Source organism: Paenactinomyces guangxiensis (assembly GCF_016055185.1).
GTDB classification, from domain to species: Bacteria; Bacillota; Bacilli; order Thermoactinomycetales; family Thermoactinomycetaceae; genus Paenactinomyces; species Paenactinomyces guangxiensis.
The window spans coordinates 1-26,533 of the sequence record NZ_JAECVR010000014.1 but is presented as its reverse complement, the minus strand read 5'-3'; the positions used below and the strand labels follow the sequence as shown (position 1 = coordinate 26,533).

Sequence of the window (26,533 nt, the reverse complement as noted above, 5' to 3'; positions counted from 1 at the left end):
TGAAACATATATCCCGGTCCGGCCGGCGGAAGGAACCTGATTTTTCCTGTGTTTTAAAAATGAAACCAAAAGCCCCCGGCAAGTTTTGATTATTTTTTACCAAAAAGAGATGTTTATTCCTTATTAGACCTGCCGGTATCCTGTTTAACCAACCCGTTTCATACACCACTAATAAAGCTAACGATTTTTTAGAGACAATCGTTTCAATCAATCCTAAAGTTTTACTTTTTTAGCGCCTAATATTTTCATTATAATCCATTTTCTTTATTGCTATCAAATGTAAAAAAAGGTGTAAAATAGATGTTCATTCCAATAATTATACAACAAATGAAGGACAAAAAATTTTATTGAAAATTATTATCATTCCCATTGACGATTGATAATGTTTCTCATAAAATGGGAACAGATAGAAGACTATGCTGTTCGGACATTGTTATATATTTATCCTATAAAGATGCACGGAGAAAGGTTAACAAGCGCCTCTGGTGACAGTTTTCCCAGATCAAGATATTGGAGGGCGATTTCCTTGTCAAAAGGGCTGAAAACGAAAAACCTGACTCTTTCTTACGGTTCATCACCCATTATCCGTGAGCTGGACCTCCTCATTCCCCAGGGCAAAATAACTGTTTTAGTTGGCAGCAACGGTTGCGGAAAATCCACCTTGCTCCGGTCCCTTGCACGGTTACTCAAGCCGCGAACCGGAAGTGTTCTGTTAAATGGAAAAGAGATTGCTAAACAGTCGACAAGAGAAGTTGCCAAACAGTTAGCCATTCTACCCCAGGGGCCCGATGCTCCGGAGGGGCTGAGTGTAATTCAATTGGTCAAACAGGGTCGTTACCCTTATCAGTCATGGACCAAACAGTGGTCCAAGGAAGATGAGGCCAAAGTGAATTGGGCACTGGAAGTAACCGGGTTGACCTCTCTCGCAGAGCATCCGGTCGATGCACTGTCAGGGGGACAACGTCAACGTTGCTGGATTGCGATGACCCTCGCCCAGGATACGGATATCATCCTGTTGGACGAGCCTACGACTTACCTTGATTTAACCCATCAAATTGAAATCCTGGATCTGTTGTATGAATTAAACGAACGGGAAGGCCGCACGATTGTCATGGTTTTGCATGATGTAAACTTGGCTTGCAGATATGCCCATCACATGGTGGCGATCCATGAGCAAAAAGTTTACAACCAGGGCCCACCGGAACTTATCGTCACAAAACAGATGGTCAAAGATGTTTTTCATCTGCAAGCCCAGGTAATTGTCGATCCTTTCTTTGGAACACCTTTATGCATCCCGCACGGAAAAGGGAGGCAACTCAGCGAACAGCCTTTAACCGCTATGGGAAGTTAATTCACTTCCTCATAGCGGTTTTTTCGTGAACACTAAAAAGTGGAAGGAAAAAAATAGAACTTATTGAATCTTATATATCATCGCAGAAAAACAGGAGGATGAAGATGAAAAAAAGTCTGAGTATATGGTTGACGGCAGTACTCACTCTTTTCTGTGCCGCTTGTAATGAAGACAAACCGGTAACCAAAGAAAGTACCACAAAAACTGAAATGATCCACGTAGATCTAATGAATGCAAAAAGCGAAAAAATAGGCATGGCCATGCTCAGCGAAGTGGAAAACGGCGTCAAACTCAATGTTGAAGTCTCCAATCTGACTCCCGGAAAGCACGGATTTCATATTCACGAAAATGGCAACTGCACTGCACCGGATTTTAAATCTGCAGGCGGTCACTTCAATCCGGACATGAAAAAACATGGTTCAGAAAGTTCGCACGGCCCCCATGCCGGCGACTTGCCAAATCTTGAAGTGAGTAAAGAAGGTAAGGGGAAAGCAGAGTTTATTGTAAAAAATGTCAGCCTGGACCCGGGGCAGAAAAATTCCCTGCGTAAAGACGGAGGCACCGCATTGGTTATTCATGAGAGTGCAGATGATTACCGAACAGATCCTTCCGGAAACTCAGGCTCCCGGATTGCGTGCGGGGTTATCAAGTAACATCTCTCCGGGCAAAACTCCGGAGAGAAAACCGCTAAGGGAGTTGGGCACTTCCCGGTAGCGGTTTTCTTATTGTCAGTGTTTCATTTGCTTAATTTGTTTCTGATCCGAGAAACTGCATATTAAATTCTATTTCCTCCACCCTGCCCTGATGGCAGTAAACCTGGTATGCTTTTGCCTCTCTTCTGGAACTGACTGCCCTTAGCACCTTTGTACCCGCAAAATGTACTGCAGCTCCATCATCACAGGCGATTCCGCTTTTGCTTTGACCGGACAATAATAACCGGTGAAAGGAAGGCCTTCTGTCCCTTTCTCCGTCATAATGCGGGCAAAAACTGCCCGGCAACATTCTCAACGCCTGAATTCCGGTAAAAGCGCCGGGATTGGAAGAGGTTACTCCTTCTTCAAACCAGCAGATGCCACCCGCACTGATCCCCGCCAGAACGATCCCTTTTTCCCAGGCACGCCGCACCGTTTGATCAATCCCCCATTCCCGCCATAAAGCCAGCAAATTTCGTGTACTTCCCCCGCCTACATAGAGAATATCCTGTGAGAGCAAAAAGTCCTCAATCTCCTTTACTTCCGGTAAAAACAGGGTTACATGTGAAGGGATACAGCGAAGCTTTTCAAAAAAACGGTAAAAACGATCCACATAATCCTGAGATGGCAGTGGGAATAAAACAAATTTTTGGGCGGTCTTTCCCAACCTGATCCAGGATATATTGATCCAATAATAGATTTTCCGGCTCCATCGAAAAACCGCCCCCGCCCATCGCGATAATTTGCCGCATGTTCCCCCTCCTTTACATCTGCTGCCTATTTTCCATAAAAGGATCCAACAGGAAATGAACATCCAAGTCTGTTATATTACGGTAAAAGCATATTTTTTCAGATATTCCTGTTAATGTGGCTGAAATATCCCTATTTTTCTTTGCAATCGTGATAATCGGCTTTCCTTTTGCGTAAGCATAACCTGCTTCGATCCCCAGACCTACACCTTTAAAAGATAAGTCGACCAGAACCAGATCACAGGAATCAATTTCTTGCAAAGATAACTTCATCAGTTCCTGAGGGGAAAAATGTAATACTCCCCACTTTTCCACATCGCGTATTACACAAACGGTCTGATGCCCGTTTTTCTCGAACATCGCTGACAATTCTTCAATCAGGTCCCGATTCCTCAAATCTGCAAAATATTTTATCGCTATATATACTTTCATAAACAAAGCCCTGCCTTCGTTTATGCTTCCATTGCCCACGGTATCTCAGCCTCTTTGTACCGCCGGGTATAAAATCTTTTTATCCTTCACTCTCATCAGCCCATTGGCCGTTAACCGCACCTGGGGCAAATGGGTTGAGGAGAGGAACAGAAATGAATAAAGCGGATCAGAGTATGGATACCCAAACGCGCGCAGCCTGTCAACAAACGGTTCCAATTGGGTGATCAGTTGGTCAATCGGGTCACGGCTAATCCATCCGGCAATGGGAAGAGAAAGATTCATATAAACAGATTGATCTTGAATCCAAACGATTCCGCCCCCCTGTTCCAGCACACGGTTTGCCGCTTCAGCCATCATTTCCGGGTCTCTTCCGATCACCAACAGATCATGGGAACCGGTATAACTGGAGGCCAATCCGTCAATCCCCTTAGCAAATCCGTGAATCACTCCCGGTGTAATCCATTTGCCGTGGCGGTCCACAAGGAATGCAAGCAATCGGTCATCATCCTCTGCCCATTGGATTTGACCGTTGTGCTGTACCAGCGTCTCCTCCGTCATTTTGGTGATCACGGCGTTGACCATCTGAATCACCGGAAATTTCCGCCCTTGTTCACAGGGGATGGAAAAATCAGCCGTTGACAGGCGGAAATCCGGACGCCATCTCAGTTTTGCAAATAGTTCCCCATCAAGCTGTGGCAGCTGAGTTAAACATTTTCCTTTGTCCGCTACTTTTTCTCCTTCCGCAAATACTGTGACGGGAGTTGGACTTTCCAAAGAAGCTAAAAGGTTGATATCAGCCAAACGTCCGGGGGCAATCCCTCCCAGGTGCTCATCCAGATGATAATAAACAGCAGGATTGATTGTCACCATTTGATAAGCATGAATGGGATCACAACCGCTTTCGATGGCCGTATGAATGAGATAATCAGTAAATCCCGGCTTTAAGTAAAGCGGCGTTACCCCATCGGTGGTCATCATCAAACGGTGCCAGGGAACCCGTTGTTTTTCCAACAATCCTTTGATCAATTGCGGGAGATCAGGGCGAATGGAACTATGACGCAGTGTTACCATATAACCCAATTCCAGCCGGTTCCATACCTCTTCGACCGATATACTTTCATGGTCGCCGGTCACTCCGGCGGCTGCAAGCCGGGATAAGGTGCGATAAGAGGCTCCTGGAGCATGCCCCTCTACTCGTTTGCCATATTTTTTTGCATCTGATATCCAGGTGCTCATCGTTGGGTCTTCTTGCAGAAGGGGAAGCCAATCAGTCAGTTCACCCGCTTGCAGAACCAGCGGGTGGGATAAAAACTCACGGACGCGCTCATAGGAAAACAGGTGCTGTTTCTCCTGCGCAAGATGAGTCTGGGGGTCCAGTCTCGCCCACCAGAAATGTTTAACTGCTGCGTTGTCCAACTGTTTCAAGATAGATAGCATCTTTTCGTCTTCAAGTTGTGCAAAAAAGAACAGATTATCATGAATCAGTGTTGTTGTCCCCAGAGGAAGAACTTTTTCCGCCAGGCTTACCGGCTGATATAGCTGAAACGGATGGGCATGTGGCTCAATATAGCCCGGAACCAGTATTTTTCCACTTGCATTAAAGATCTTTGTCGACGCATCCGTCCGGACCCCGCTCTGTTCCGACCTCCCGACGAAGGCGATACGCCGTCCGGCGACAACAATGTCTTTTTGCTCCAGGCGCCCTGTGTACACATTGAGAATTTGCCCCCCGACAATAACCAGGGTGGGCGCTTTTCTGCCCATCGCCACATCCATGAGGAATTGCTGTTCTTCCGCCGATTGTCGAAAATACATAAAAAGCCCCTCCTTCTGTCAGTGCATGGTTTTGCCAGTGGAAAACCCGGATCATTCGCATAAGTGGCCTTCAAGTGCAAATAATATTTTTATCGGTTAAGGAAAGGAGCTGTATCCATGCGCAAAAACGTTGGAACTTGGGATGCCATCATGCGAATCAGTTGTGGTCTGGTAGGATTGGCATGGAGTGCTTCTCGTGGGCGTAGAGATTTTCCTTTCATGATCGCTACCCTTTCCGCAATGAAAGTAGCAGAAGGCATTACCCGCTTTTGTCCCATGTTAGCTTTGTTAGGCAAGTCTACGGGTGAAAAGCCCAAAGATCATACTGATCATCAGATCCTTGGGAATTCGATGGCCCATCAGGATCATACTTCTCTGTAAATCGCCAAAAACAGTTTGGTCTGATTCATTGTAACAAAGACGCAGAAAGTAAATTTTCCCACACCCTTAACCGTTTTTTTCTCCTCCTTCCTCAACAGATGAAGGAGGAGTTTTTTATTTATGAGATGAAACGAGAAGCTCTGCCGCCTCAGCGAAATACCTGAAACAACCTCGACATAAATCGGGTAAATCAGGGGGCAGCAGACAAAAAACAACAAACTTATATTTTGCAGCCACTGAAACATAAAAATATAAAAAAGTGAAATCAACCCCCTTGTCTGTATTCAGACTTTTTTGTATAATAGTTTCCAAGATGAGTAGAGGAGGGTTCTACATTGGCAAATGCCTTTTTCTGAGTATTATGTCTGTTTGGACTCCTGCTGACCCCGGGTCTACAAGTCTTAGCTCCCAATCAAAACAGAGAAAATAACACCGGTCAGGTGTTGCGAATTACAGCGGCAAGGTAAAATAACCGAGAATGAAGCAGTCGACAATGCTTTTAAGTTTTTTGTATAAAATGCAAGTATTTTGTCGTTACGAACCGAAAAATCAGGCAACTTTCAAAATTTCATATTGATTATATCGGGATTATGCTTTAAGATTAAGGTTAAAAAATTACTTACTCTGTACCTGAGACCCTTTTATACTTATCAGGGCGGGTTTAAACCTTATTTGCACGACTGGCAACCCTATCCTAATCTATTGAACTGGTTGATTTTACCCGTCGAAAATGTCAAATCATTTTAAGTTTACCATCAACCATTCGATAAAAAAAGAATGTTGGAGAGGCAGAAACGAATTTAGTCATTTTTTATCGAAAAAAGAAGGCATCCTGTAACCTCACGTCGAAAAAAATGGGTAAATCGATTTTTTAAGATTTTGAAGGTGGCAAATTGAGGGCAACGTGGTAAAATGGGATTACAGGTGAGAACATGTGATCGGTTTTTTCTAATATCAAACCGGTTAAGGAGTGTGGGATTTTTATGTCTCTTAGCGAAATGGAAAGGGAAACAGTCATCCAGTTTGATGAATCCACCAACCTCGCCACCGTTTATACGGCCAGTTGGACAGTCGCTCGCTCTCTAAAAAAAGCTGGTTATAAGCCAGTCAAAAAGTCCCAGGGGGGCTGGTGGTTTAAAATCCCGGTTGAGGGAATCTCCATCCAAGGTGAAAAGGATACAACGAAGATCGGCTAAAGATCACCTTCGTTTGGATTACAAACAGTAACAACCGCAGCATCAGGTTGCTTCTGTTTGTTTTTGATGAAAAATTCTGTTACAAAAGAAACATTGGATACAAAAAGCGACACTTTACTATGGAAATAGTAAGGTGTCGCTTTTTTATCTGTTATGGGATTACTTTAATGCTTTAGCTGCAATATCAGTACGGTAATGTGCCTGAGCAAATGAAATTTGTTGAACTAATTGATATGCTTTTTCTCTTGCTTCGGCAATGCCGGAGCCCAGCGCCGTGACACCGAGAACCCGGCCACCTGCTGTGGTGATTTGTCCGTCAGCCTTTTTCGTCCCGGCATGAAAAACAACTTGATCTCTTGTATCGCGGGGCAACCCAACAATAACCTTCCCTTTTTCGTAAGAGCCCGGATATCCTCCGGCAGCCATTACAACACAGACCGCTGCTTCCTCGTTCCATTCAATCTTTTGATCTGCGAGTCGCCCCCCAATCACGGAGAGCAGGATGTCTATCAGATCCGTTTTCAAGCGGGGAAGGACCACTTGTGTTTCCGGATCTCCGAAGCGGGCGTTAAACTCAATCACTTTCGGCCCCTCCGGAGTAACCATCAGTCCGGCATACAGAACCCCGCGATATTCAATTCCTTCTTCTCGAAATGCTTCCGCCGTCGGCAGGAGAATCGTTTGAATCGCCTGATCAATCACGTGTTGCGGAATTTGGGGCACGGGTGAGCAAGCACCCATTCCCCCTGTGTTGGGGCCTTGATCATGATCATAGACCGGTTTATGATCCTGGGCAGCAACCATGGGCTGTAAGGTTTTCCCGTCGAGAAAAGCCATTAAGGAGATCTCCTGTCCGTTTAAAAACTCTTCGATCACCACTTCTTTTCCCGCATCCCCAAAAACCTGCTTCTCCATCGCTTGCGCAATCGCTTGTTCCGCTTGTTCAACACTGTGAGCGACAACAACCCCTTTCCCGGCTGCCAAACCATCCGCTTTAACAACGATAGGTGCCCCTTGTTCACGTACGTATTTTTTCGCTTGTTCAGCATCAGTAAAGGAGCGAAACCGCGCCGTTGGGATTCCATATTGAACCATCAGTTCTTTCGCGAATCGTTTGCTGCCTTCAATCTGCGCCGCTGCTTTGCGAGGTCCAAAAATTCTAAGCCCTTCTGCTTCAAAGCGATCCACAATGCCTTCAAGCAAAGGAACTTCCGGCCCCACCACTGTCAGATCGATTCCGGCTTCTTTGGCGAAGCGAACAAGTCCATCAAGGTCTGTCACTGACAGGGATACACAGGCAGCTAATGACTCGATCCCGCCATTCCCGGGAACACAATAAATTTTGGTTACTTTCTCACTCTGAGCCAACTTCCACACGAGCGCATGCTCACGTCCACCATTCCCAATAACTAAAATACGCAAAACATGTCCCCTCCCCCTGAGTACCGGGCTTGTCTATTTAAAGGACATCGCCCAGCCAGCACCGGACGATGGTTTACGAAAGGATAAAACTGATGCCAAATAAAGTGACTGTGACCAAAATGCAAATAAAAGACCAGTCTTCTCTGTAAAAATCCCGCTTGCGATTGCGGTATGCAGAATCAGTCGTTAGAACTCCTCCGACAATGAGGGCAATCATAAAAAAGATACCCCCTGCCACACGAAGATGAGCCTGCCATACAAGTACGTTCAGATCTGCTGAGATATAAGAAATCAATCCCGTGATTAATATGGCCGTGGCAATCCAAATGACCGACCATCCTAAAAGGCGCATGGGGACCCTCCCTCGCTTTTTTTCTTAGTATACGCAGAAGGAGCCATCCCCGATACGTTCGGTGTCTAACATTGCCGTCAGTGTTTAAAATGACGAATCCCCGTAAACACCATGGCAATCCCGTGTTTGTTGGCTTCATCGATCGACTCCTGGTCCCTGATGGAGCCCCCGGGCTGAATAATCGCCGTAACTCCTGCGGCCGCCGCTTTTTCCACTGTATCTTTCATAGGAAAAAAGGCATCAGAAGCCATCACTGCGCCGCGGGAGTTTTCACCTGCTTGTTCAATTGCAATTGCAGCAGAACCAACGCGATTCATCTGTCCGGCTCCTACTCCCAGAGTACGGGAGTCTTTCGCCAGTACAATTGCATTTGATTTAACGTGCTTAACCACTTTCCATGCGAACAAAAGCTGTGTCCACTCTTCCTCATTTGGTTCCCGCTCTGTTACCACTTTGCAATCATCCGGCTGCAGAGAGGTGATATCCGATTCCTGTACTAATACACCTTCGCCGACGGTTTGCAGCTTGAGCGACGGTTTCGTCCGGGTTCCAAATACATCCCCTAGCTGTAACAGACGCAGATTTTTCTTTGTTTTGAGGATTGAAAGAGCTTCTTCCTCAAATGAGGGGGCGATGATAATTTCCAGGAAAATCTCTTTCATCTTCTCTGCCGTTGCGGCATTAACCGGTTGGTTGGTGGCAATAATTCCCCCAAAGATGGATACCGGATCAGCTTCATAAGCTTTCTGGAATGCTTCCTCAACCGTTTGGCCGATTCCCACTCCGCACGGATTCATATGCTTAACTGCAACGACAACCGGTTCGTCAAATTCTGCCGCCAATTCCAGAGCAGCGTTGGCATCATTGATATTGTTATAAGACAATTCTTTTCCATGCAGTTGTTCCGCTGAGGCGATCTGACCGGGTTCTGTGAGGGGCTGGCGGTAGAAAGCTGCCCGTTGGTGAGGGTTTTCACCGTAACGCAAAGTTTGTTGTTTGTTAAAGGTGACCGTCAGCTGATCAGGGAAGAGTTGACCCGTTTGCTGATTGAGATAACCGGAGATTAGGGCATCATAGGCTGCGGTATGGCTGAACGCTTTAGCCGCTAAACGCCTTCTCGTGGATTCATCGGTAGCTCCGCTCGTCTTGATCTGTTCAATGACTGCGGAATAATCAGCAGGGTCTACAACCACTGTAACAAAGCGGTGATTTTTCGCAGCAGAGCGAACCATGGAGGGACCACCGATATCTATATTTTCGATTGCTTGCTCATAAGTGTGATCCGGTTTGGCAATAGTCTGCTGGAACGGATACAAATTGACAACCACCAGATCGATGGCTTCTATCCCATTTTGTTTCATCTGCTTCTGATGGGTTTCCTTATCACGGATAGCGAGAAGCCCACCATGAACTTTGGGATGAAGTGTTTTGACACGGCCATCCATAATTTCCGGGAACTGAGTCACTTCAGTAATGCCGGTTACCGGTACTCCCGCTTCTTGTAACAGACGGCAGGTTCCACCCGTAGAAATAATTTCAACATCCAGTCGGGCCAGCTCTTGTGCCAGTTCCACAATTCCATTTTTATCTGATACGCTGATCAGGGCACGTCGAATACGGTTCAACTCTTTTCCTCCTTGCTCATTGGGTGCTTCTGGTTCAAATGTGTGTGTCTGAGAGAGGAAGGCAGAATTCTGTCTCCCCCGCGTTAAACACCTTTCATTCCTGAGTACGGATTTTCCCGGTGATCAAATCACGCACAACTTTTGGATAAAGTTGATGCTCGGCACGGTGAATTTTGGCCGCAAACGATTCCAGTGTATCTGTTTCATCAATCTGCACCGGAACTTGAGCAATGATCGGTCCGGTATCAATTCCTTCATCTACAAAGTGAACCGTAACTCCGGATACTTTGACCGGATAATGAAATGCCTGCTTAATGGCATTTTTGCCCGGAAATGCCGGCAGCAAAGACGGGTGTATATTGACAATCCTCCCGCTGTACGCCGTTAATAATGTCGGTCCGATCAGCCTCATGTATCCGGCCAAAACGATCCACTTAATCTGTTTCCGGAGCAATAGCTCAAGTATCTCCTGTTCATACTCCGCTTTGCCGGAATAATGTTTCGGAATAAAGCTGGCAGAGGGGACATCCAGTTGTTCCGCCCGCTCCAGCACTTTCGCTCCCGGCCTGTCACAGATGAGTAAAGAAACCGGTTCTGGCCATTGTTGGCTTCTGGAGCGCTCTGCCAGAACCTGAAAGTTACTTCCGTTTCCTGAAGCAAATACAGCGATACTCACTCTTGCAATCCCCCTGCCCAGGAAAACTCTTTCTCTCCGGCAATCACTTTGCCGATCACGGTAGCCCTTTCCCCCAATTCCTCGGCTGCCTTTACTACATCTTTCGCCTGTGCCGCGGGAACGGCGATTACCATTCCGATCCCCATATTAAAGGTATGAAACATATCTTCAGCTGAAACATTTCCCAACCTTGCGATCCACTTAAAGATCGCCGGTGTTTCCCAGGCCGTGGCATCTACTTCCGCGCGGCATCCTTCGGGAAGCATCCGCGGAACGTTTTCAATCAGCCCGCCTCCGGTGATGTGGGCGCCGCCTTTGACAGTAAAACGGTTCATCAGTTCCAGAAACGTACGCACATAGATACGTGTAGGAGCAAGCAGCGCTTCTGCCAGGGTTTGGTCACTTTCCGGAACCTGTTCAGAGAAATCAGCTTCTCGACTGTCCAGCAACACCCGGCGAGCCAGGGAAAATCCGTTACTGTGTAGCCCGTTTGAAGCGAGTCCGATTAATACATCACCAGGTTCAATACCGGCACCGTTTAACAAGCGGTCCCGTTCCACTACACCTACACAAAACCCGGCGACATCATATTCACCGGCAGCATACATGCCCGGCATTTCTGCTGTTTCTCCGCCGACCAGGGCGCATCCCGCCTGTTCACAGCCGTCAGCAATCCCTTTCACAACTGCCTCCGCCTGTATGGGAGACAATTGGCCAGTGGCAAGATAGTCGAGGAAAAAGAGCGGTTCGGCACCTTGAACCACGATGTCATTCACGCACATTGCGACACAATCGATGCCAATCGTATCATGGCGATCAAGGGCAAAAGCCACTTTCAGCTTGGTACCAACTCCGTCTGTAGCAGAAACCAGCACCGGGTTTTGATAATCCTTCAGGGCAAACAGACCGCCAAAGCCGCCAATATCCCCCAGCACCTCAGGGCGGGCCGTGCGTCTTACATGTGCGCGGATGCGCTCAACTGTCTCATTCCCTGCATCGATATTTACACCAGCCGCCTTATACGCTTCACTCATCGTTTTCCCCCTATCGCCATTTCATCTTCAATCGCTGTCGGGTAATGACCGGTAAAGCATGCCAGGCAGTACCCCCTCTTTGTTCCTCCCGCAGCACCGCTAATGGCTTCTACCATTCCTTCCGTGCTGATAAAGGACAGCGAATCCGCTCCTATTTCCTCACAAATCTCTGCAACTGTCATACTGGAGGCAACCAGCTGGTCTCGGGTAGGAGTATCAATCCCATAGAAACAAGGATTTTTAACCGGTGGCGAGCTGATGCGCACATGTACTTCAGTCGCCCCCGCTTCCCGCAACAGATTGACAATGCGACGGCTCGTTGTTCCGCGGACGATTGAGTCATCTACCATAACGACCCGCTTCCCTTCCACTACGCCGCGCACGGCACTCAGCTTCATTTTAACTCCTTGTTCCCGCAGTTCCTGGCTCGGCTGAATAAAGGTACGGCCTACATAACGATTTTTTATCAGTCCTAATTCATACGGGATGCCAGTGGCTTCCGCAAACCCGATTGCTGCCGAGGTGCTGGAATCAGGGACACCCGTTACTACATCTGCTTCAACAGGAGACTCCTCCGCAAGCACGCGTCCCATGCGTTTTCTGGCTGCGTGAACATTAATCCCGCCGATATTGCTGTCAGGCCGGGCAAAATAAACATACTCAAACGAACAGATCTTACCCTCCGCCCGTGGTGCAAAACGGCTTGTTCTCAGGCCGTCTTGGTCGATGATAATCATTTCACCCGGTTCTACTTCGCGCCAAAAATCGGCACCAATAATATCAAATGCGCATGTTTCTGAAGAGAAGACATGGGCCTCTCCCAGAACCCCCATTGAGAATGGCCTTAAACCGAGGGGGTCCTCAGCTGCAATCAATTGGTCGTTGGTCAAGATAAGCAGGGCATAAGCGCCAACCACCCGGCCGAGTGCTTCTTTCACCGCTTCTTCCAGGGTAGGAGCCTGGGAACGGGCGATCAGGTGTGCGATCACTTCTGTGTCGGTGGTGGTTTGAAAAATGGAGCCGGTCTCCTCCAATTCTTTGCGCAGTCGGTTTGCGTTGACCAGATTCCCGTTAGTCGCAATCGCCAATTCCCCCTTGGCAAAGTTAAAGACAAGGGGTTGTGCGTTGGCTATGCCGGTTCCCCCGGCGGTAGAGTAGCGGACGTGGCCGATGGCAATATTGCCTTTCAATTTGCGGATCCGTTCATTGTCAAACACTTCCGTGACCAATCCGGTTCCGCGATGTACATGAAATTTATCGCGATTCGTGGAAACAATTCCCGCACTTTCCTGACCGCGATGCTGAAGAGCATGAAGCCCGTAATAAGTGAATTGCGAAGCATCCGGATGGCCATAGATCCCAAACACACCACACTCTTCATTTAGTTCGTCGAGGTCGAGGATGGATTCATCGCACACGGGATGGCCTCCTCCCACAGTTTGGTCAACGTTTTGACCGACTGGCTGATGGCCGGCTTGCCATTTACCTCTACATGCAGTTTCAATTCATCAGTGACTTCACCGATCAGAGTGCAGGGAACGCCATTTTCCTTTGTTAAGGAGATTACTTTGTCTGTATTCTCCGGGGCAACGGTTAAGATGATACGGGACTGGCTTTCACTAAACAGGTGGGCAAGCGCGGTTAGCCCGGTTGTCACTTTTACTTTTGCTCCTTTTTGGCCGCTGATGCACGACTCTGCCAATCCAAGTGCCAAACCACCCTCCGATAAATCATGGGCTGATGAGATAAGCCCAGCGCGAATCGCTTTGAGTACAGTTTGCTGCAGAGTGCGTTCTTTCTCCAGGTCCAGTACGGGCGGACGGCCGCTGACGCTTCCGGTGACCGCCTGTTGCAGTTCACTTCCGCCTAATTCTGCATATGTTTCTCCCAGAAGCAGGATGACATCTCCGGTGTTTTTAAATGCCTGAGTTGTGATATGCTCCCGTTTTTCGATCAAACCAACCATTCCCACGACCGGTGTCGGGTAAATCGGGACCCCTTTGGTTTCGTTATAGAGGCTGACATTTCCGCCGACGACGGGAGTGTTTAACATCCGGCAGGCTTCGGCCATTCCGTCAATCGCTTTGGACAACTGCCAGTAAACTTCCGGCTTCTCCGGACTCCCGAAGTTTAAACAGTCAGTAATCCCCAGCGGTTCAGCACCGGAACAAACCACATTTCGGGCTGACTCTGCTACGGCAATCCGCCCGCCTTGCTCCGGGTCGAGATAAACATAGCGCCCGTTTCCATCAGTACTCATCGCCAGTGCTTTTTCTGTGCCACGGATTACCACCACAGCGGCATCAGAACCGGGACAAACAGCAGTGCTTGTCCGGACCATATGGTCATATTGCTGATAAACCCAGCGCTTACTGCCCATATTGGCTGAAGAAAGAACCCGGATCAATGCCTCTTCCGCATTGAGATCCCGGAGTTGTTCTTCTGGATGAACATCTTTATATGCTTCATAGTAAGCAGGCACTCTGGCGTCGCGGTTATATACAGGGGCATCATCAACTAAAGTGTTGACCGGAATATCTGCCACCAGATCACCCTGGTGATATATGCGGTAACGGTTGCCTTCGGTTACCCGGCCCACTACTGCAGATTGCAAGCCCCATTTATCACAAATTTGTTTAATTTCCTGTTCGCGCCCTTTTTCGACCACGAGCAGCATCCGTTCCTGGGATTCAGACAGCATAATCTCATACGGCGTCATCCCGACTTCACGCTGCGGTACCAGATCGAGATTTAAATCTAATCCCTGCCCGCCTTTGGCAGCCATCTCGGCACTGGAACAGGTGAGACCGGCGGCACCCATATCCTGAATTCCGATGAGAATGCCTTGCTTCACCATCTCCATACATGCTTCCAACAGCAGCTTCTCCATAAAAGGGTCGCCAACTTGTACTGCCGGCCGTTTTTCTTCGGAAGAGTCATTCAGCTCTTCGGAAGCAAAGGTGGCCCCGTGAATGCCATCACGTCCTGTGCTTGCACCTACATAGATCACCGGATTTCCTACACCTGTCGCAATCCCTTTTTGCAATTCATCATGGTTGAGCACCCCTATACACATGGCATTGACCAGCGGATTCCCCTCATATGAGGAGTCAAATACAACTTCTCCGCCAACAGTCGGGATTCCGATACAGTTTCCGTAATGGGCAATTCCTGCTACCACTTGTTCAAACAAATATCTAACGCGCGGAGATTTTAAATCTCCAAAGCGGAGGGAATTCAGCAGGGCAACCGGCCGAGCGCCCATGGAAAATACATCGCGGATGATTCCGCCAACACCTGTTGCCGCTCCCTGAAAAGGTTCCACCGCCGACGGGTGGTTATGGCTTTCGATCTTGAACACAACGGCCTGATCATCACCGATATCAATTACACCCGCACCTTCTCCCGGTCCCTGCAATACCCTGGGTCCGTCAGTAGGAAATCGGCGCAGGAGCGGTTTGGAGTTTTTATAACTGCAGTGTTCTGACCACATCACACTGTAGATGCCTACTTCAGTCCAATTGGGTAAACGTCCCAAATGGCCAATCACCTGCTCATACTCAGTCGAAGTCAGCCCCGTCTCCCGGTAAAGTTTTTGATCGCGAATGATCTCCGGAGTCGGTTCGTTTGCCAGACCTTTCACTACCGTTTGTTCAAGCTGCACCGCAATTCTCCTTCCAGTATTGAAGCATTGACGTAAAAAGCCGGGTTCCGTCTGCCGACCCCATCCAGTCAAAAATAGCCCGCTCCGGATGAGGCATCATGCCGAGAACATTCCCATGCCGATTGCAAATTCCGGCAATATTGTCCACAGATCCGTTTGGATTGCTGCCCTCATAACGGAAAATAATTTGGTTATTTCGCTCTAATTCCGCCAGAGTGGACGGATCACAATAATAGTTACCTTCAACATGGGCGATCGGGATCCGGATCAGCTCGCCGGGCTGGTATTCCTTCGTAAATGGAGTGTTGGTATTTTCAACGCGAAGAGTTTGCAGGTCACACCGGAATTTCAGATGATCGTTACGCATCATAGCCCCCGGTAAAAGTCCGGCTTCCAGAAGGATTTGGAAACCGTTGCAAATTCCGATAACCAGCTTTCCTTCTTCTGCCGCTTTGCGCACCCCTTCCATCACCGGGGAGAAGCTGGCCAATACCCCTGTTCTCAGGTAATCTCCATATGAAAAGCCGCCGGGTAAAATAATTGCATCATACATGGAGAGATCATCTTCATGATGCCAGACAGGGGAAGCAGGTTCACCTAAAACATCCTCAACTGCGTGCAGGCAATCCAGATCACAGTTAGAGCCCGGAAACACTGGAACCGCAAAACGCATTAAGCTACCTCCTCCAACTCAAAAGTGAAGTTTTCAATTACCGGGTTGGCCAGTACTTTTTCACAAATCTCCCGGATCTGGGCTTCAGCTTCCGCCTTTTCTGAACAATCAAGCAACACTTCCATCTTTTTGCCGATACGGACATCCTTCACCCCGTTATAACCCAGAGAATGAAGAGATCCTTTAACTGCAACTCCTTGTGGGTCCAGCACACTTTCTCTCAACGTTACAAAAATGGTAGCTTTAAACATGTTTCTTTCCCCCCAGGCGATTCAAAATATCCTGATAAGCTTCCACCACTTGCCCTAAATCACGGCGGAACCGGTCTTTATCCAGCTTCTCACCCGTTCCGGCGTCCCAGAACCGGCATGTATCTGGTGAAATCTCATCCGCCAGCAACAACTTTCCTTCCCCGTCCAGCCCAAACTCCAACTTAAAGTCGACCAAAATGATCTGTAATTCTGCCAGCAATTTTTTGAGCAACTCATTTACTTTTAGAGCGATCTCCCTCATTTGCGCCACCTGATCCGGAGTTGCCAGGTTGAGGGCTGAAATATGATCCCGGTTAACCAACGGATCACCCAGTGCGTCGTCTTTATAGTAAAACTCGACAACAGGCCGGGGGAGAGCTGTTCCCTCTGAGAGGCCGATTCGTTTGCAAAGCGTTCCGGCCACAATATTGCGAACCACCACCTCCAACGAAATGATCTCAACTTTTCGCACCAGTTGCTCCAGCGGCGAAATAGGTTCAATAAAATGATTGCGAATTCCGTTGTCTTTCAGATATTGAAAGAAAATGGTGCTGATGCGATTGTTCAATTCCCCTTTCCCTTCGAGGGTGGCTCTCTTTTCCCCGTTAAAAGCCGTTGCCGAATCCTTGTATTTGACACGGACGACATTTGGGTCTTCAGTTAGGAACAGCTGCTTTGCCTTGCCTTCATACAACATTTCTCCAGCCTTCACTTTTGCCGGCTCCTTCCCATTGTTTCTGTGAAAGTGTGTGTAACTAAGGGAGGGAAGACAGAATTCTGCTTCCCCGGGATGATTCACACTTTCATTCCAGGATTGTGTCTTCAAGTCATGAAGGTTTTCTGCCGGACAAAGCAGGAGGCAAAGGGAACCTCCCCTTTAGCCCCTGATTTATCCGGTTATCAATGACTTCCGCTCAGCTTAAGCCTAAACGTTTGAAAATCGTGTCCACATGAGATAAGTGATAGTTATAGTTGAAACAATCGTTGATTTCTTCCGGGGATAAAGTACGGGAGATCACTTCATCTTCTTCTACCAAAGGCTTAAACGGCCGCTGTTCTTCCCAGGCCTGCATCGCCAATTTTTGAACACGGTCATAGGCCTCTTCTCTTTTCAACCCTTTATTAATCAGGCTGAGGAGGACTCGCTGTGAATAGATAAGACCAAAGGTCCGTTCCATATTTCGCTTCATGTTATCCGGAAAAACGGTACATTCTTTCACGATATTGGCAAAGCGGCGCAACAGATAGTTGAGCAAAATAGTGGCATCGGGGAGGATCACCCGTTCCACGGAGGAGTGGGAGATATCCCGTTCGTGCCAGAGAGGAACGTTTTCATAAGCGGAGACCATATGGCCCCGAAGCACACGCGCTAATCCGCTGATATTCTCACAGCCAACCGGATTTCGTTTATGCGGCATTGCCGAAGAGCCTTTTTGCCCTTTCCGGAAAGGCTCTTCCACTTCCCGAACTTCGCTCTTCTGTAAACCGCGGATTTCAGTGGCAAACTTATCTAACGAGGTGGCAATCAAGGCCAGCGTAGCCATATACTCAGCGTGGCGGTCGCGTTGTAAAGTCTGCGTGGAAATCGGAGCAGCCTCTAAGCCTAATTTTTCACAGACATATTTTTCAACAAAAGGATCAATGTTGGCATAGGTTCCGACCGCACCGGAAATTTTCCCGACACGTACCGTTTCCGTAGCCCGGATCAGCCGTTCACGGTTTCGTTTCATTTCTGCGTACCAGAGGGCCATTTTCAACCCAAAAGTAGTCGGTTCGGCATGAACTCCGTGAGTCCGTCCCATCATAACGGTATATTTATGTTCTTCCGCTTTTTCCTTGAGTACCTCAATGAGATGATCCACATCTTTAAGCAAGATGTCATTGGCTTGTTTTAACAGGTACGACAGCGCAGTATCCACAACATCAGTTGAAGTAAGACCATAATGAACCCATTTGGACTCTGCTCCCAGTGTTTCAGCGACTGCACGGGTAAAGGCAACGACGTCGTGGCGGGTATCCAATTCAATTTCGTGGATCCGTTCCACATTGATTTGGGCATTTTGCCTGATTTTGTCTACATCTTCTTTTGGAATAACACCTAACTCTGCCCACGCTTCACAGGCTAAAATCTCCACTTCCAACCAGGCACGAAATTTGTTTTCCTCTGTCCAAATTGCGGCCATCTCCGGTCTCGAGTAACGTTCAATCATTCGCTTCTCCCCACTTCTTGAAGTTTCCTTGTTTCAGCTTTTATTACATTTTCCTCTTGATCTGTCAAAGGAGGCCAAATGGAAATCTCCCGGACAATCTCTAACGCTTTTTCGGCAGTGTCGGCTACGATCGTTACATGCCCCATTTTCCGCGCCGTTTTTACCTCTTTTTTGCCGTACCAGTGAACTTTTACTTCACTGGGGAAACAGTGCCTTTCCCGCATAAAGCTTTCCGTATGTTCCCCCAGGACGTTCACCATTACCGCCGGAGAGAATGAATCAGAAGGGCCCAGCGGCATACCGAGGACGGCCCGGATCAACTGCTCAAACTGAGAAGTATAACAGGCATCATAAGTATAATGCCCGGAATTATGAGGTCTGGGAGCCAGCTCGTTTACCAGCAAATTCCCATTTTCAAGCAAAAACATTTCTACTGCAATCAAGCCGACCACTTGTAAATGTTCCGCGATCCTGATCGCCAGTTTTTCCGCTTGTGCGGCAATTTCCGCGGAAACCGGTGCGGGTGCGACCGACATGTGTAAAATATGATGGCGATGGAGATTGACAACCGGCGGAAAAGCGGATGTTTCCCCCGTGCTGCTTCTTGCCACAACCACAGATAATTCTTTGCTAAACGGAACAAATTGTTCTAGAATGTATGAACGTCCTTGTGTAAACATCTCCGGCGGCAGGCGTTTTACATCCGCTGAGGATTTCAACATCCATTGCCCTTTACCGTCATAACCCCCTGTGGTTGTTTTCAGAACAGAAGGAAAACCTACTTCTCCGATGGCTGATATTACATCGTCCTTTGTTTCCACTGCTGTGTACCGGGCAACAGGAGCTCCCGCATGTTCCAGTGTTCTTTTTTCCTTCAGGCGATGGCGGCAGATCTCCAGCAGCCGGCTGCCCTGTGGAACCCGTTTTTTCTGTTCCAGACGCCGGACCAACTCCGGATCCAGGTTTTCAAATTCATAGATGATCACATCAGACAGCTCTGCCAGCCGTTCCACGGCCAGAAGATCGTCATATGCTCCCACAATATGCTCATCCGCCACCTGACCGCCCGGACAATCGACGGCCGGATCCAGAGTGACAAAACGATATCCCATCTTGCGCCCTTCCAGAATAACCATTCTTCCCAACTGTCCGCCTCCGAGAATACCAATCGTTTGCCCCGGCAGAAGGATCTTTTGTTTCTCTCTCATGAAAGCTCACTTTCCTTTATCACTCGCCGGCGAATCTCTTCCCGGCGGATGTTGAGACGTTTCTTGATTTCTGCTTCTTGAATGGCCAGAATTTCAGCCGCCAGCAGCCCCGCATTGACAGCACCGGCATCACCGATCGCAACGGTGGCAACGGGAACTCCCCCCGGCATCTGCACGATGGACAACAAAGAGTCTAAGCCGTTCAATGCAGATGATTGAATGGGCACTCCGATGACCGGACAGACCGTTTTGGCTGCTACTATGCCCGGCAAATGGGCAGCTCCCCCTGCCCCGGCAATAATCACCTTGATGCCTCGTCCCTCCACTTCCTCCGCGTAGCGAAACATTTCATCCGGGGTTCGGTGGGCCGAGACCACTTTTGCTTCATAGTCAATTCCCAGCTCGTCCAACACTTCACAAGCTTTTTTCATGGTTGACCAGTCAGATGTGCTCCCCATAATGATTCCGATTTTTGGCTGATTCATGACTCAAAAACCCCTCATCCAGTATTCGTCATTTAAGAGCCGTCATACACAGAAAAAAGCCCAAACAGCAGATTCCCAATCCAGCATAGGAGGAAAAATCTACCATCCAGGCCTAAAAGTCGCACCTAAATGGGATTTTTCTCATAGACGGGAAATTTACGGTTTCCTGGTAGAAACGCTTAGACCGTATTTCTAAGCATATATGAGAAAGATCCATTTCAGTTTCAGTTTAACAAGGAAGATGTACGAAGTCAAACATAAAAACGAACATTTAATCGGAACATGACTGTTAGTGTTCGTTTTTTTGAATCGTTTTTTATTAAATCTTTGCTAAAAGAAAAAGCCCAGCGACAAACTCACGTTTTATTCGCTGGGCTCTATATGTAAATGATTTTGTCCATATTTCCATCCAAAAAGAGAATTTCTCTTATTGTTTCTTTATTAATTCCAATTCAACCGGATGAAACTTCTCCACCTTGTTTCCTTGTGCCGCCTGGATCGCTGTACTTACTGCTATTTCGCCCATTTTGCCAGGTTTTTGTGCGATCGTGGCTCCCAATTCTCCTTTTTTTACTGCTGCCATCGCATCATCGGTAGCATCAAAGCCGACAACCAGAATCTGTTTCTTCGCTTCCTGGATCGCTTTCAATGCCCCTAGTGCCATTTCATCATTGTGAGCAAAAACAGCCTGGATATCCGGCTGGCTTTGCAGGATGTTTTCCATTACGGTGAGTCCCTTATCACGTGCAAAGTCAGCAGGTTGGCTGGCAACGACTTCAACACCATCCTCGCCGTCCACCGCCAGATGGAAACCTTTCCCCCGGTCCCGGGCGGCAGAGGTTCCAGGGATTCCTTGCAATTCAACCAGCTTTCCTTTATTTCCTATTTGATTCAAGATAAATTCCCCGGCCATCTTTCCTCCGGATACATTATCCGAAGCAATATGGGATAACACCTCCCCGCCTTCAGCCTCACGGTCCACAGTGATCACAGGAATTTTTGCTTTGTTGGCTGATTCAACGGCAGTCACAACTGCTTTTCCATCGGTCGGATTGATTAAGATAATATCTACATTTTTTTGAATCAAGTCTTCCACGTCACTGACCTGTTTGGCAGTATCATCCTGAGCATCGGTTACGATCAGCTCTATTCCTTCTTGTTTAGCGACTTTTTCGGCTCCTTCTTTCAAACTGACAAAGAATGGATTGTTAAGAGTTGAAATGGAAAAGCCGATTTTCACACTCTTATCCGCTTTTTTACTTTCCGCCTCCAAACCGGACTCTGTAGAGCATGCGGTTAAGACGGAAATCCCTAACAGCAAAACGAGCAACAAGCTTAAATACTTTCTCAATGCAAACCCTCCTTAGTATGTATTCTATTTAAAATAATATATAATAATTGAAATGTTTGCTACATTAATTTCTCCGATCAATTAAAACTGCCAGCAAAATTACGCCTCCTTTTACAACAAGCTGGTAAAAAGAGGATACATTTAATAAATTTAGTCCATTATCTAAAACGCCGATAATCATGGCACCGATTAATGTCCCGGTAATCCATCCTTTCCCTCCTGTCAGGCTGGTTCCGCCCAAAACAACTGCTGCGATGGCATCTAGCTCATAACTGGTTCCGGCTGTAGGCTGGGCAGAGTTCAACCTGGCGGTCAGAATGATGCCGCTGATCGCCGCAAACAAACCGCTGATCGAGTATACATAAATTTTTAATCGTTTAATGCGCAAACCGGAGAGTGCCGCGGCTACTTCATTTCCCCCCAGCGCATATACATGACGGCCAAAGGTTGTATTTTTCAAAATCAGAAACAAAAGAATAAAAGAGATGGTCATCCACAAAACCGGGATTGGAATCTCCAAAAAATAGCCTTTACCCAGCAAAGCAAATTGCTCATTATCAAAGGAAATGGGTTTCCCTTCGGTGTAGACCAGGGTGATTCCGCGATAGACCGTCATGGTTGCCAGAGTAGCGATAAACGGGGCTACTTTTCCCTCTGTGATAAACACACCATTCACTGTACCCATCAATGTCCCTGCGATACATGCAATGCATACTGCCAGCCACGGGTCCGCCCCGCCGCTTAACATCCCTGCGCACAGAGCGCCGGACAGTGCCAGAATGGAACCAACCGATAAATCAATCCCCCCTGTTAAAATGACAAAAGTCATTCCAAATGCGATAAGAGCATTGATCGAGATCTGCCGCAACACGTTAAAGATGTTATGAACGGTAAGGAAGTCTGGACTGATCACGGACAGGACAAAAATGATCAACAACAATCCCACAAAGGGACCAATCTTTTGCACCATGCTGATTTTAAATCTTGTCGTCGTCGCTAAATTAGACTGCATGATTCTTTCCACCTCCGGATGCTGCTGCCATTACTTTTTCCTGGTTTGCCTCTTCCCTGGTAAATTCACCACTGATTCGGCCTTCATGCATAACAAGAATCCGATCGCTCATCCCCAATACTTCCTCCATATCGGACGAGATAAGCAAAACAGCTAAACCCTGTTCGGCAAACCGATTCATTAATTGGTAGATCTCCTGTTTCGCGCCAATATCAACCCCCCGCGTGGGCTCATCCATGATCAAGATCTTCGGAGAGGTGGCCAGCCATTTTCCAATTACAACTTTTTGCTGATTCCCCCCGCTCAGGAAGCGCACTTCCTGATCATCAACATTGGAACGAATGGATAATTGGTTGATTAAGGAATAAGTAAGATGTTTTTCTTTCTTTTTTTGTATCCAGCCAAAGGACGAGAGGTTAGATAAGCTGGGAAGGGATAGATTTTTTCTCACTGACAGAGATAAGACCAGTCCCTCTTTTTTACGATCTTCAGTTACATAGGCAATCCCTTTTTGAATTGCATCACCAGGATGCTTCAAGCGGACCTTTTCACCGTCAATATAAATTTTGCCCCTGTCCATCCGATCTGCTCCGAATAACAGGCGGGCGACCTCCGTCCTGCCTGACCCCATCAAACCTGCAATTCCGACAATCTCCCCGCTGTGAATCGCAAAGCTAATGTCCCTTACCTTTCCCTTTCGCGACACTCCCTCAACCCGTAACCGTTCAGAACCAAAGTCTGCCTTTTTTTCCGGAAAACGTTCTTCAAGTTCCCGTCCCACCATCAAGCGAATCAATTCTTCCATATCTGTCCGGTTCGTTTCCCGTGTAGCAACAGTGCTACCGTCCCGTAATACTGTGATCCGGTCACAAATTTGAAAAATTTCCTCCAGGCGATGAGAAATATAGATCATTCCCACACCTTCTTGTTTGAGTGATTGAATCACTTGAAACAATGTTTTTGTCTCGCGATCAGTCAGTGCCGCAGTAGGTTCATCCAATACCAAAATCTTCGCCCGGATAGAAAGAGCCTTGGCAATTTCTATCATCTGTTGTTGCCCAACGGAAAGATTTTCTATTTTAGCCGCCGGATCAATCCTCACACCCAATCGGGATAGTAACCGCTCCGTCTCCTTCCGCATCATCTTCCAGTTCAGCCATTTCCATTTGTTATATGTAAATTCGCGGCCGAGAAAGATGTTCTCCATCACAGTTAAGTTGGGAATCAAATTTAATTCTTGATGGATCATGGCAATGCCTAACCGCGAAGCATCCCGCGGTGACCGAATTTCCTGTTCTTCTTGCGAGATCATGATTTGGCCGCTGTCCTTTGGATAGACACCACCCAAAATCTTCATCAATGTTGATTTTCCTGCTCCATTTTCCCCCAGCAATGCAAGAACTTCACCTGAATGAAGGGTTAGTTCAATGTTTTTCAGCACTTGAACCCCGTTAAAAGATTTATTGATTCCTTTCATGTCTAGCAGAAGTGTCATGATGGATTTCCCTTCCCTTTAAAAGATCACTCCGGCTTGCAGAACCACATTTGCATAGGGAGTGCATTCCCCGGTGCGGATAATCGCTTTCACATTGTTTGACCTTTCCTTTAATTGTTCATGAGAAATGGTAATGATCTCTGCCTGGTGCAAAGTGATTTTCAACTTGGCATGCATCTCCGGGCTTTTGACTGCCAGCTCCCGGGCTATATAAGCTTTTTCCACCTGCATCTCGGTTAATACTGTTTCCAGAGTTTCAATAAATGAAGGTACTCCGCGCTTTAATGCTAAATCAATCCGTTCAACCCCGTATGGTATGGGCAGCCCGGAATCACAGATAATAATTTGGTCCGTATGGCCCAGTTCGCTTACCACTCCGGAGATTCTGCTGTTTAAAATTCCGTTTTTTTTCATGTAGCATCTGCTCCTCGTTCAAAAAAGGTACAGTTTACCTCTGCACGGGTCGGCATCCCGGGTTGTGCGCCCAGCTTGGTCACTGCCAGCGCAGCCACTTTTCCCGCAAAATCAATGGCAGCCTTGACTCTTTTTTGTTCGGCCAGCGCACAAGCGAGACCTGCATTAAAAGCATCACCAGCCCCGGTCGTGTCCACCACCGGCACTCGATATCCTGCAACCCTCACCAAAGGCTCCCCTGATGACAATACTGCCGCTCCTTCTCTGCCCAACGTTGTGATGACATGTCTGACACCACGCTTCAGCAATTGGTTCATGCCGGCCTCCAGGCCTTCTTTTTCCGGAGATATACCTGTTAAAAGCTCTAGTTCAGACTGATTTGGCGTAATATAATCCACATTCCGAAGCAACGTATCAGGCAAGTTTTGTGCCGGAGCCGGATTGAGAATAACTGTTTTCCCAAGCTCTTTGGCCAGTTGGGCGGCATACTGTACCGTATCCAGGGGTATTTCCAGTTGCAGCAACACGACATCAGCCATTTTTATATACTCTTGATATTCCGCCACATGTTCGGGCTGACAATGTGAATTAGCTCCTGATACGACAATGATACAGTTATCCTCCTGTGCCAGGATAATGGAAGCCACTCCTGTTGGTACACCCGGCAATACTCTCACCGTTTGGCTGCGAATCCCCTGTTCCTGCAAAGACCTTAAAAGTGAATGACCAAACGGATCTTGCCCCACAGATCCAATCATCGTTACTTCCGATCCCAGCTTAGCAGCCGCCACCGCCTGATTGGCTCCTTTTCCCCCAGGTACAAAGTGGACTTCGTCTCCCAAAATAGTTTCACCCATCCGCGGGGGGCGTTTTGCTTTGACCACTACATCCATATTCAGGCTTCCAACAACCACGATCTTAGATTTGGCGCCCATCGACCATTCTCCTTTTCAGCAAACTAATTCAAAACAGCCTCTTTGCAGAAACCTAACTTCTTAGCATTTGCTACTCATCACATATATTTCCGGGGCGTTTTCAGCCTTTTTGTCTCCTTAACCCCTTATAATTGGAGGAGTCTAAGGCAGATGGGAATCGTGTATGATTCCCCCTATAAAACATAATTAAACTTGATCGTGATATGATAAGTATGACACCAGTATTTGGTTATTTCCTTTCGTGAAACACTTAATTAAAGATACTAAGTAACCGGTTACACATTAAGAAATAAATCTCTTATGAATCTATTCATAATCATATCAATTTTAGGCTAATATGAGTAATCAATAATGTCAATAATAATCATATTTAAATAATTTTTTAGTTGAATGTTATTATGCTGTTCATCCTAATATAAAAAACCTTTTCTAACCACTCTTACACTTCTCCACATACTATAGAGGATCAGGGACTACAGTCACCAAAGTGAATGAATTCGACAATATCTCTTTTTGTCAACAGCAGTTGAAAATTCCACAAAAAAATCAATCACAAATTCTCCTTTCTCAGCAATTGAATTTCATTTTACATAGAGTGGCAGGCAAGATAGGCTGTTGTGGCAATTGCGAAACTTTTGTGGTGTGATGGTTTCGCAAAAAATCATGATCGTAGGGGCTACATGTCAAGCGGGATGGATTTTATCTAATATGAGGAACAAAATCGCTGACTTTTGGGAAATTAAAGTTGCTCCTTACATTTTCTTTTTATAGGTAAACGTTTGCCCCGGGCATCCTTATAAGCGGTTACCGGGCATGGCACGTTTTCATCTCACAATTGACGGGACCGTTTACAAATATCTGTTTTCTAAAAACCGATCACTCGCTATAAAAAATATATTAAGGATCGTTGTTTCATTCAAATTGAAGTAAGTTCTATGATCATGTACCCATCACCTATTTTTATCTTTAGATATGAAAAAAAGAGCTAACCCGCATGGGTTAGCCCTTGTGACTGCCTGGCAACGTCCTACTCTCCCGGGGGCCTTCGCCCCAAGTACCATCGGCGCTGGAGGGCTTAACGGTCGTGTTCGGGATGGGAACGAGTGGATC

Annotated in this window: 24 protein-coding genes, 1 rRNA gene, 1 pseudogene and 1 riboswitch; of the genes and pseudogenes, 4 read left to right on the top strand and 22 right to left on the bottom strand. The window is 47.2% G+C overall.

What is annotated here, in order from left to right; all coding sequences use genetic code 11:
- The first annotated feature begins 526 nt into the window (after window positions 1-526).
- The gene (locus I8U27_RS13290) at window positions 527-1,351 is read left to right on the top strand and encodes an ABC transporter ATP-binding protein (RefSeq protein ID WP_232345484.1); all 825 of its coding nucleotides are present in this window, start codon (window positions 527-529) and stop codon (window positions 1,349-1,351) included.
- A gap of 104 nt (window positions 1,352-1,455) precedes the next feature.
- Window positions 1,456-2,004 carry a superoxide dismutase family protein gene (locus I8U27_RS13285; RefSeq protein WP_181752955.1) on the top strand — a complete coding sequence of 183 codons (549 nt, stop codon included), beginning with the start codon at window positions 1,456-1,458 and terminating at the stop codon, window positions 2,002-2,004.
- Between the two features lie 91 nt (window positions 2,005-2,095).
- Here I8U27_RS13285 and I8U27_RS13280 read toward each other — a convergent pair.
- The 3 genes and pseudogenes from I8U27_RS13280 to I8U27_RS13270 form a co-directional block, all read right to left on the bottom strand.
- Window positions 2,096-2,795 (bottom strand): annotated as a pseudogene (locus tag I8U27_RS13280) (Type 1 glutamine amidotransferase-like domain-containing protein).
- Window positions 2,796-2,807: 12 nt separating this feature from the next.
- Window positions 2,808-3,224 carry a nucleoside 2-deoxyribosyltransferase gene (locus I8U27_RS13275; RefSeq protein WP_181752957.1) on the bottom strand — a complete coding sequence of 139 codons (417 nt, stop codon included), beginning with the start codon at window positions 3,222-3,224 and terminating at the stop codon, window positions 2,808-2,810.
- Window positions 3,225-3,269: 45 nt separating this feature from the next.
- A complete protein-coding gene (locus I8U27_RS13270) occupies window positions 3,270-5,039 on the bottom strand; it encodes an adenine deaminase C-terminal domain-containing protein (protein WP_181752959.1) in 1,770 nt (589 codons plus the stop codon).
- 117 nt (window positions 5,040-5,156) lie between these two features.
- Here I8U27_RS13270 and I8U27_RS13265 point away from each other — a divergent pair, with 117 nt between their 5' ends.
- A complete protein-coding gene (locus I8U27_RS13265; RefSeq protein WP_181752961.1) occupies window positions 5,157-5,420 on the top strand; it encodes a YgaP family membrane protein in 264 nt (87 codons plus the stop codon).
- Window positions 5,421-6,403: 983 nt separating this feature from the next.
- A complete protein-coding gene (locus I8U27_RS13260; protein WP_181752963.1) occupies window positions 6,404-6,616 on the top strand; it encodes a hypothetical protein in 213 nt (70 codons plus the stop codon).
- A 159-nt stretch (window positions 6,617-6,775) separates the two neighbouring features.
- Here I8U27_RS13260 and purD read toward each other — a convergent pair whose 3' ends face one another.
- From purD to rrf, 19 genes are all read right to left on the bottom strand, one after another.
- The gene (gene purD, locus I8U27_RS13255; RefSeq protein ID WP_181752965.1) at window positions 6,776-8,038 is read right to left on the bottom strand and encodes a phosphoribosylamine--glycine ligase; all 1,263 of its coding nucleotides are present in this window, start codon (window positions 8,036-8,038) and stop codon (window positions 6,776-6,778) included.
- A gap of 73 nt (window positions 8,039-8,111) precedes the next feature.
- Window positions 8,112-8,390: a hypothetical protein gene (locus tag I8U27_RS13250; protein WP_181752967.1), complete on the bottom strand. Its 279-nt coding sequence runs from the start codon at window positions 8,388-8,390 to the stop codon at window positions 8,112-8,114.
- A gap of 77 nt (window positions 8,391-8,467) precedes the next feature.
- Window positions 8,468-10,015 (bottom strand): bifunctional phosphoribosylaminoimidazolecarboxamide formyltransferase/IMP cyclohydrolase, encoded by a 1,548-nt coding sequence (gene purH, locus I8U27_RS13245; protein WP_181752969.1) that lies wholly within the window; start codon window positions 10,013-10,015, stop codon window positions 8,468-8,470.
- Window positions 10,016-10,109: 94 nt separating this feature from the next.
- Window positions 10,110-10,691, bottom strand: coding sequence for a phosphoribosylglycinamide formyltransferase (gene purN / locus I8U27_RS13240; protein WP_181752971.1), 582 nt, complete (start codon window positions 10,689-10,691; stop codon window positions 10,110-10,112).
- Window positions 10,688-11,725, bottom strand: a complete 1,038-nt coding sequence (purM, locus tag I8U27_RS13235; protein WP_181752973.1) for a phosphoribosylformylglycinamidine cyclo-ligase — start codon at window positions 11,723-11,725, stop codon at window positions 10,688-10,690. The genes purN and purM overlap by 4 nt, the downstream gene beginning before the upstream one ends.
- Window positions 11,722-13,143 (bottom strand): amidophosphoribosyltransferase, encoded by a 1,422-nt coding sequence (gene purF, locus I8U27_RS13230; protein WP_181752975.1) that lies wholly within the window; start codon window positions 13,141-13,143, stop codon window positions 11,722-11,724. Before purF ends, purM begins: the two co-directional genes overlap by 4 nt.
- Window positions 13,107-15,389 (bottom strand): phosphoribosylformylglycinamidine synthase subunit PurL, encoded by a 2,283-nt coding sequence (gene purL, locus I8U27_RS13225; RefSeq protein ID WP_309506159.1) that lies wholly within the window; start codon window positions 15,387-15,389, stop codon window positions 13,107-13,109. Before purL ends, purF begins: the two co-directional genes overlap by 37 nt.
- Window positions 15,379-16,062: a phosphoribosylformylglycinamidine synthase subunit PurQ gene (purQ, locus tag I8U27_RS13220; protein WP_181752977.1), complete on the bottom strand. Its 684-nt coding sequence runs from the start codon at window positions 16,060-16,062 to the stop codon at window positions 15,379-15,381. Before purQ ends, purL begins: the two co-directional genes overlap by 11 nt.
- Window positions 16,062-16,313, bottom strand: a complete 252-nt coding sequence (gene purS, locus I8U27_RS13215; RefSeq protein ID WP_181752979.1) for a phosphoribosylformylglycinamidine synthase subunit PurS — start codon at window positions 16,311-16,313, stop codon at window positions 16,062-16,064. The genes purQ and purS overlap by 1 nt, the downstream gene beginning before the upstream one ends.
- Window positions 16,306-17,025, bottom strand: a complete 720-nt coding sequence (gene purC / locus I8U27_RS13210) for a phosphoribosylaminoimidazolesuccinocarboxamide synthase (RefSeq protein ID WP_181752981.1) — start codon at window positions 17,023-17,025, stop codon at window positions 16,306-16,308. The genes purS and purC overlap by 8 nt, the downstream gene beginning before the upstream one ends.
- A gap of 202 nt (window positions 17,026-17,227) precedes the next feature.
- Window positions 17,228-18,523, bottom strand: coding sequence for an adenylosuccinate lyase (gene purB, locus I8U27_RS13205; RefSeq protein ID WP_181752983.1), 1,296 nt, complete (start codon window positions 18,521-18,523; stop codon window positions 17,228-17,230).
- Window positions 18,520-19,731, bottom strand: coding sequence for a 5-(carboxyamino)imidazole ribonucleotide synthase (gene purK / locus I8U27_RS13200; protein ID WP_181752985.1), 1,212 nt, complete (start codon window positions 19,729-19,731; stop codon window positions 18,520-18,522). Before purK ends, purB begins: the two co-directional genes overlap by 4 nt.
- Entirely contained in the window at window positions 19,728-20,216 is a 489-nt protein-coding gene (purE, locus tag I8U27_RS13195) for a 5-(carboxyamino)imidazole ribonucleotide mutase (RefSeq protein WP_181752986.1), read from the bottom strand. The genes purK and purE overlap by 4 nt, the downstream gene beginning before the upstream one ends.
- A gap of 124 nt (window positions 20,217-20,340) precedes the next feature.
- Window positions 20,341-20,442, bottom strand: a riboswitch (purine riboswitch).
- A 201-nt stretch (window positions 20,443-20,643) separates the two neighbouring features.
- Window positions 20,644-21,567 (bottom strand): ribose ABC transporter substrate-binding protein RbsB, encoded by a 924-nt coding sequence (gene rbsB / locus I8U27_RS13190; RefSeq protein WP_181752988.1) that lies wholly within the window; start codon window positions 21,565-21,567, stop codon window positions 20,644-20,646.
- 64 nt (window positions 21,568-21,631) lie between these two features.
- Window positions 21,632-22,579 carry an ABC transporter permease subunit gene (locus tag I8U27_RS13185; RefSeq protein WP_181752990.1) on the bottom strand — a complete coding sequence of 316 codons (948 nt, stop codon included), beginning with the start codon at window positions 22,577-22,579 and terminating at the stop codon, window positions 21,632-21,634.
- Window positions 22,569-24,074: a sugar ABC transporter ATP-binding protein gene (locus tag I8U27_RS13180; RefSeq protein ID WP_181752993.1), complete on the bottom strand. Its 1,506-nt coding sequence runs from the start codon at window positions 24,072-24,074 to the stop codon at window positions 22,569-22,571. Before I8U27_RS13180 ends, I8U27_RS13185 begins: the two co-directional genes overlap by 11 nt.
- 18 nt (window positions 24,075-24,092) lie before the next feature.
- The gene (gene rbsD / locus I8U27_RS13175; RefSeq protein ID WP_181752995.1) at window positions 24,093-24,488 is read right to left on the bottom strand and encodes a D-ribose pyranase; all 396 of its coding nucleotides are present in this window, start codon (window positions 24,486-24,488) and stop codon (window positions 24,093-24,095) included.
- On the bottom strand, window positions 24,485-25,423 hold the full coding sequence (rbsK, locus tag I8U27_RS13170) for a ribokinase (protein WP_181752997.1): 939 nt from the start codon (window positions 25,421-25,423) through the stop codon (window positions 24,485-24,487). Before rbsK ends, rbsD begins: the two co-directional genes overlap by 4 nt.
- A 1,014-nt stretch (window positions 25,424-26,437) precedes the next feature.
- Window positions 26,438-26,533 (bottom strand): 5S ribosomal RNA (gene rrf, locus I8U27_RS13165); the annotation flags it as partial.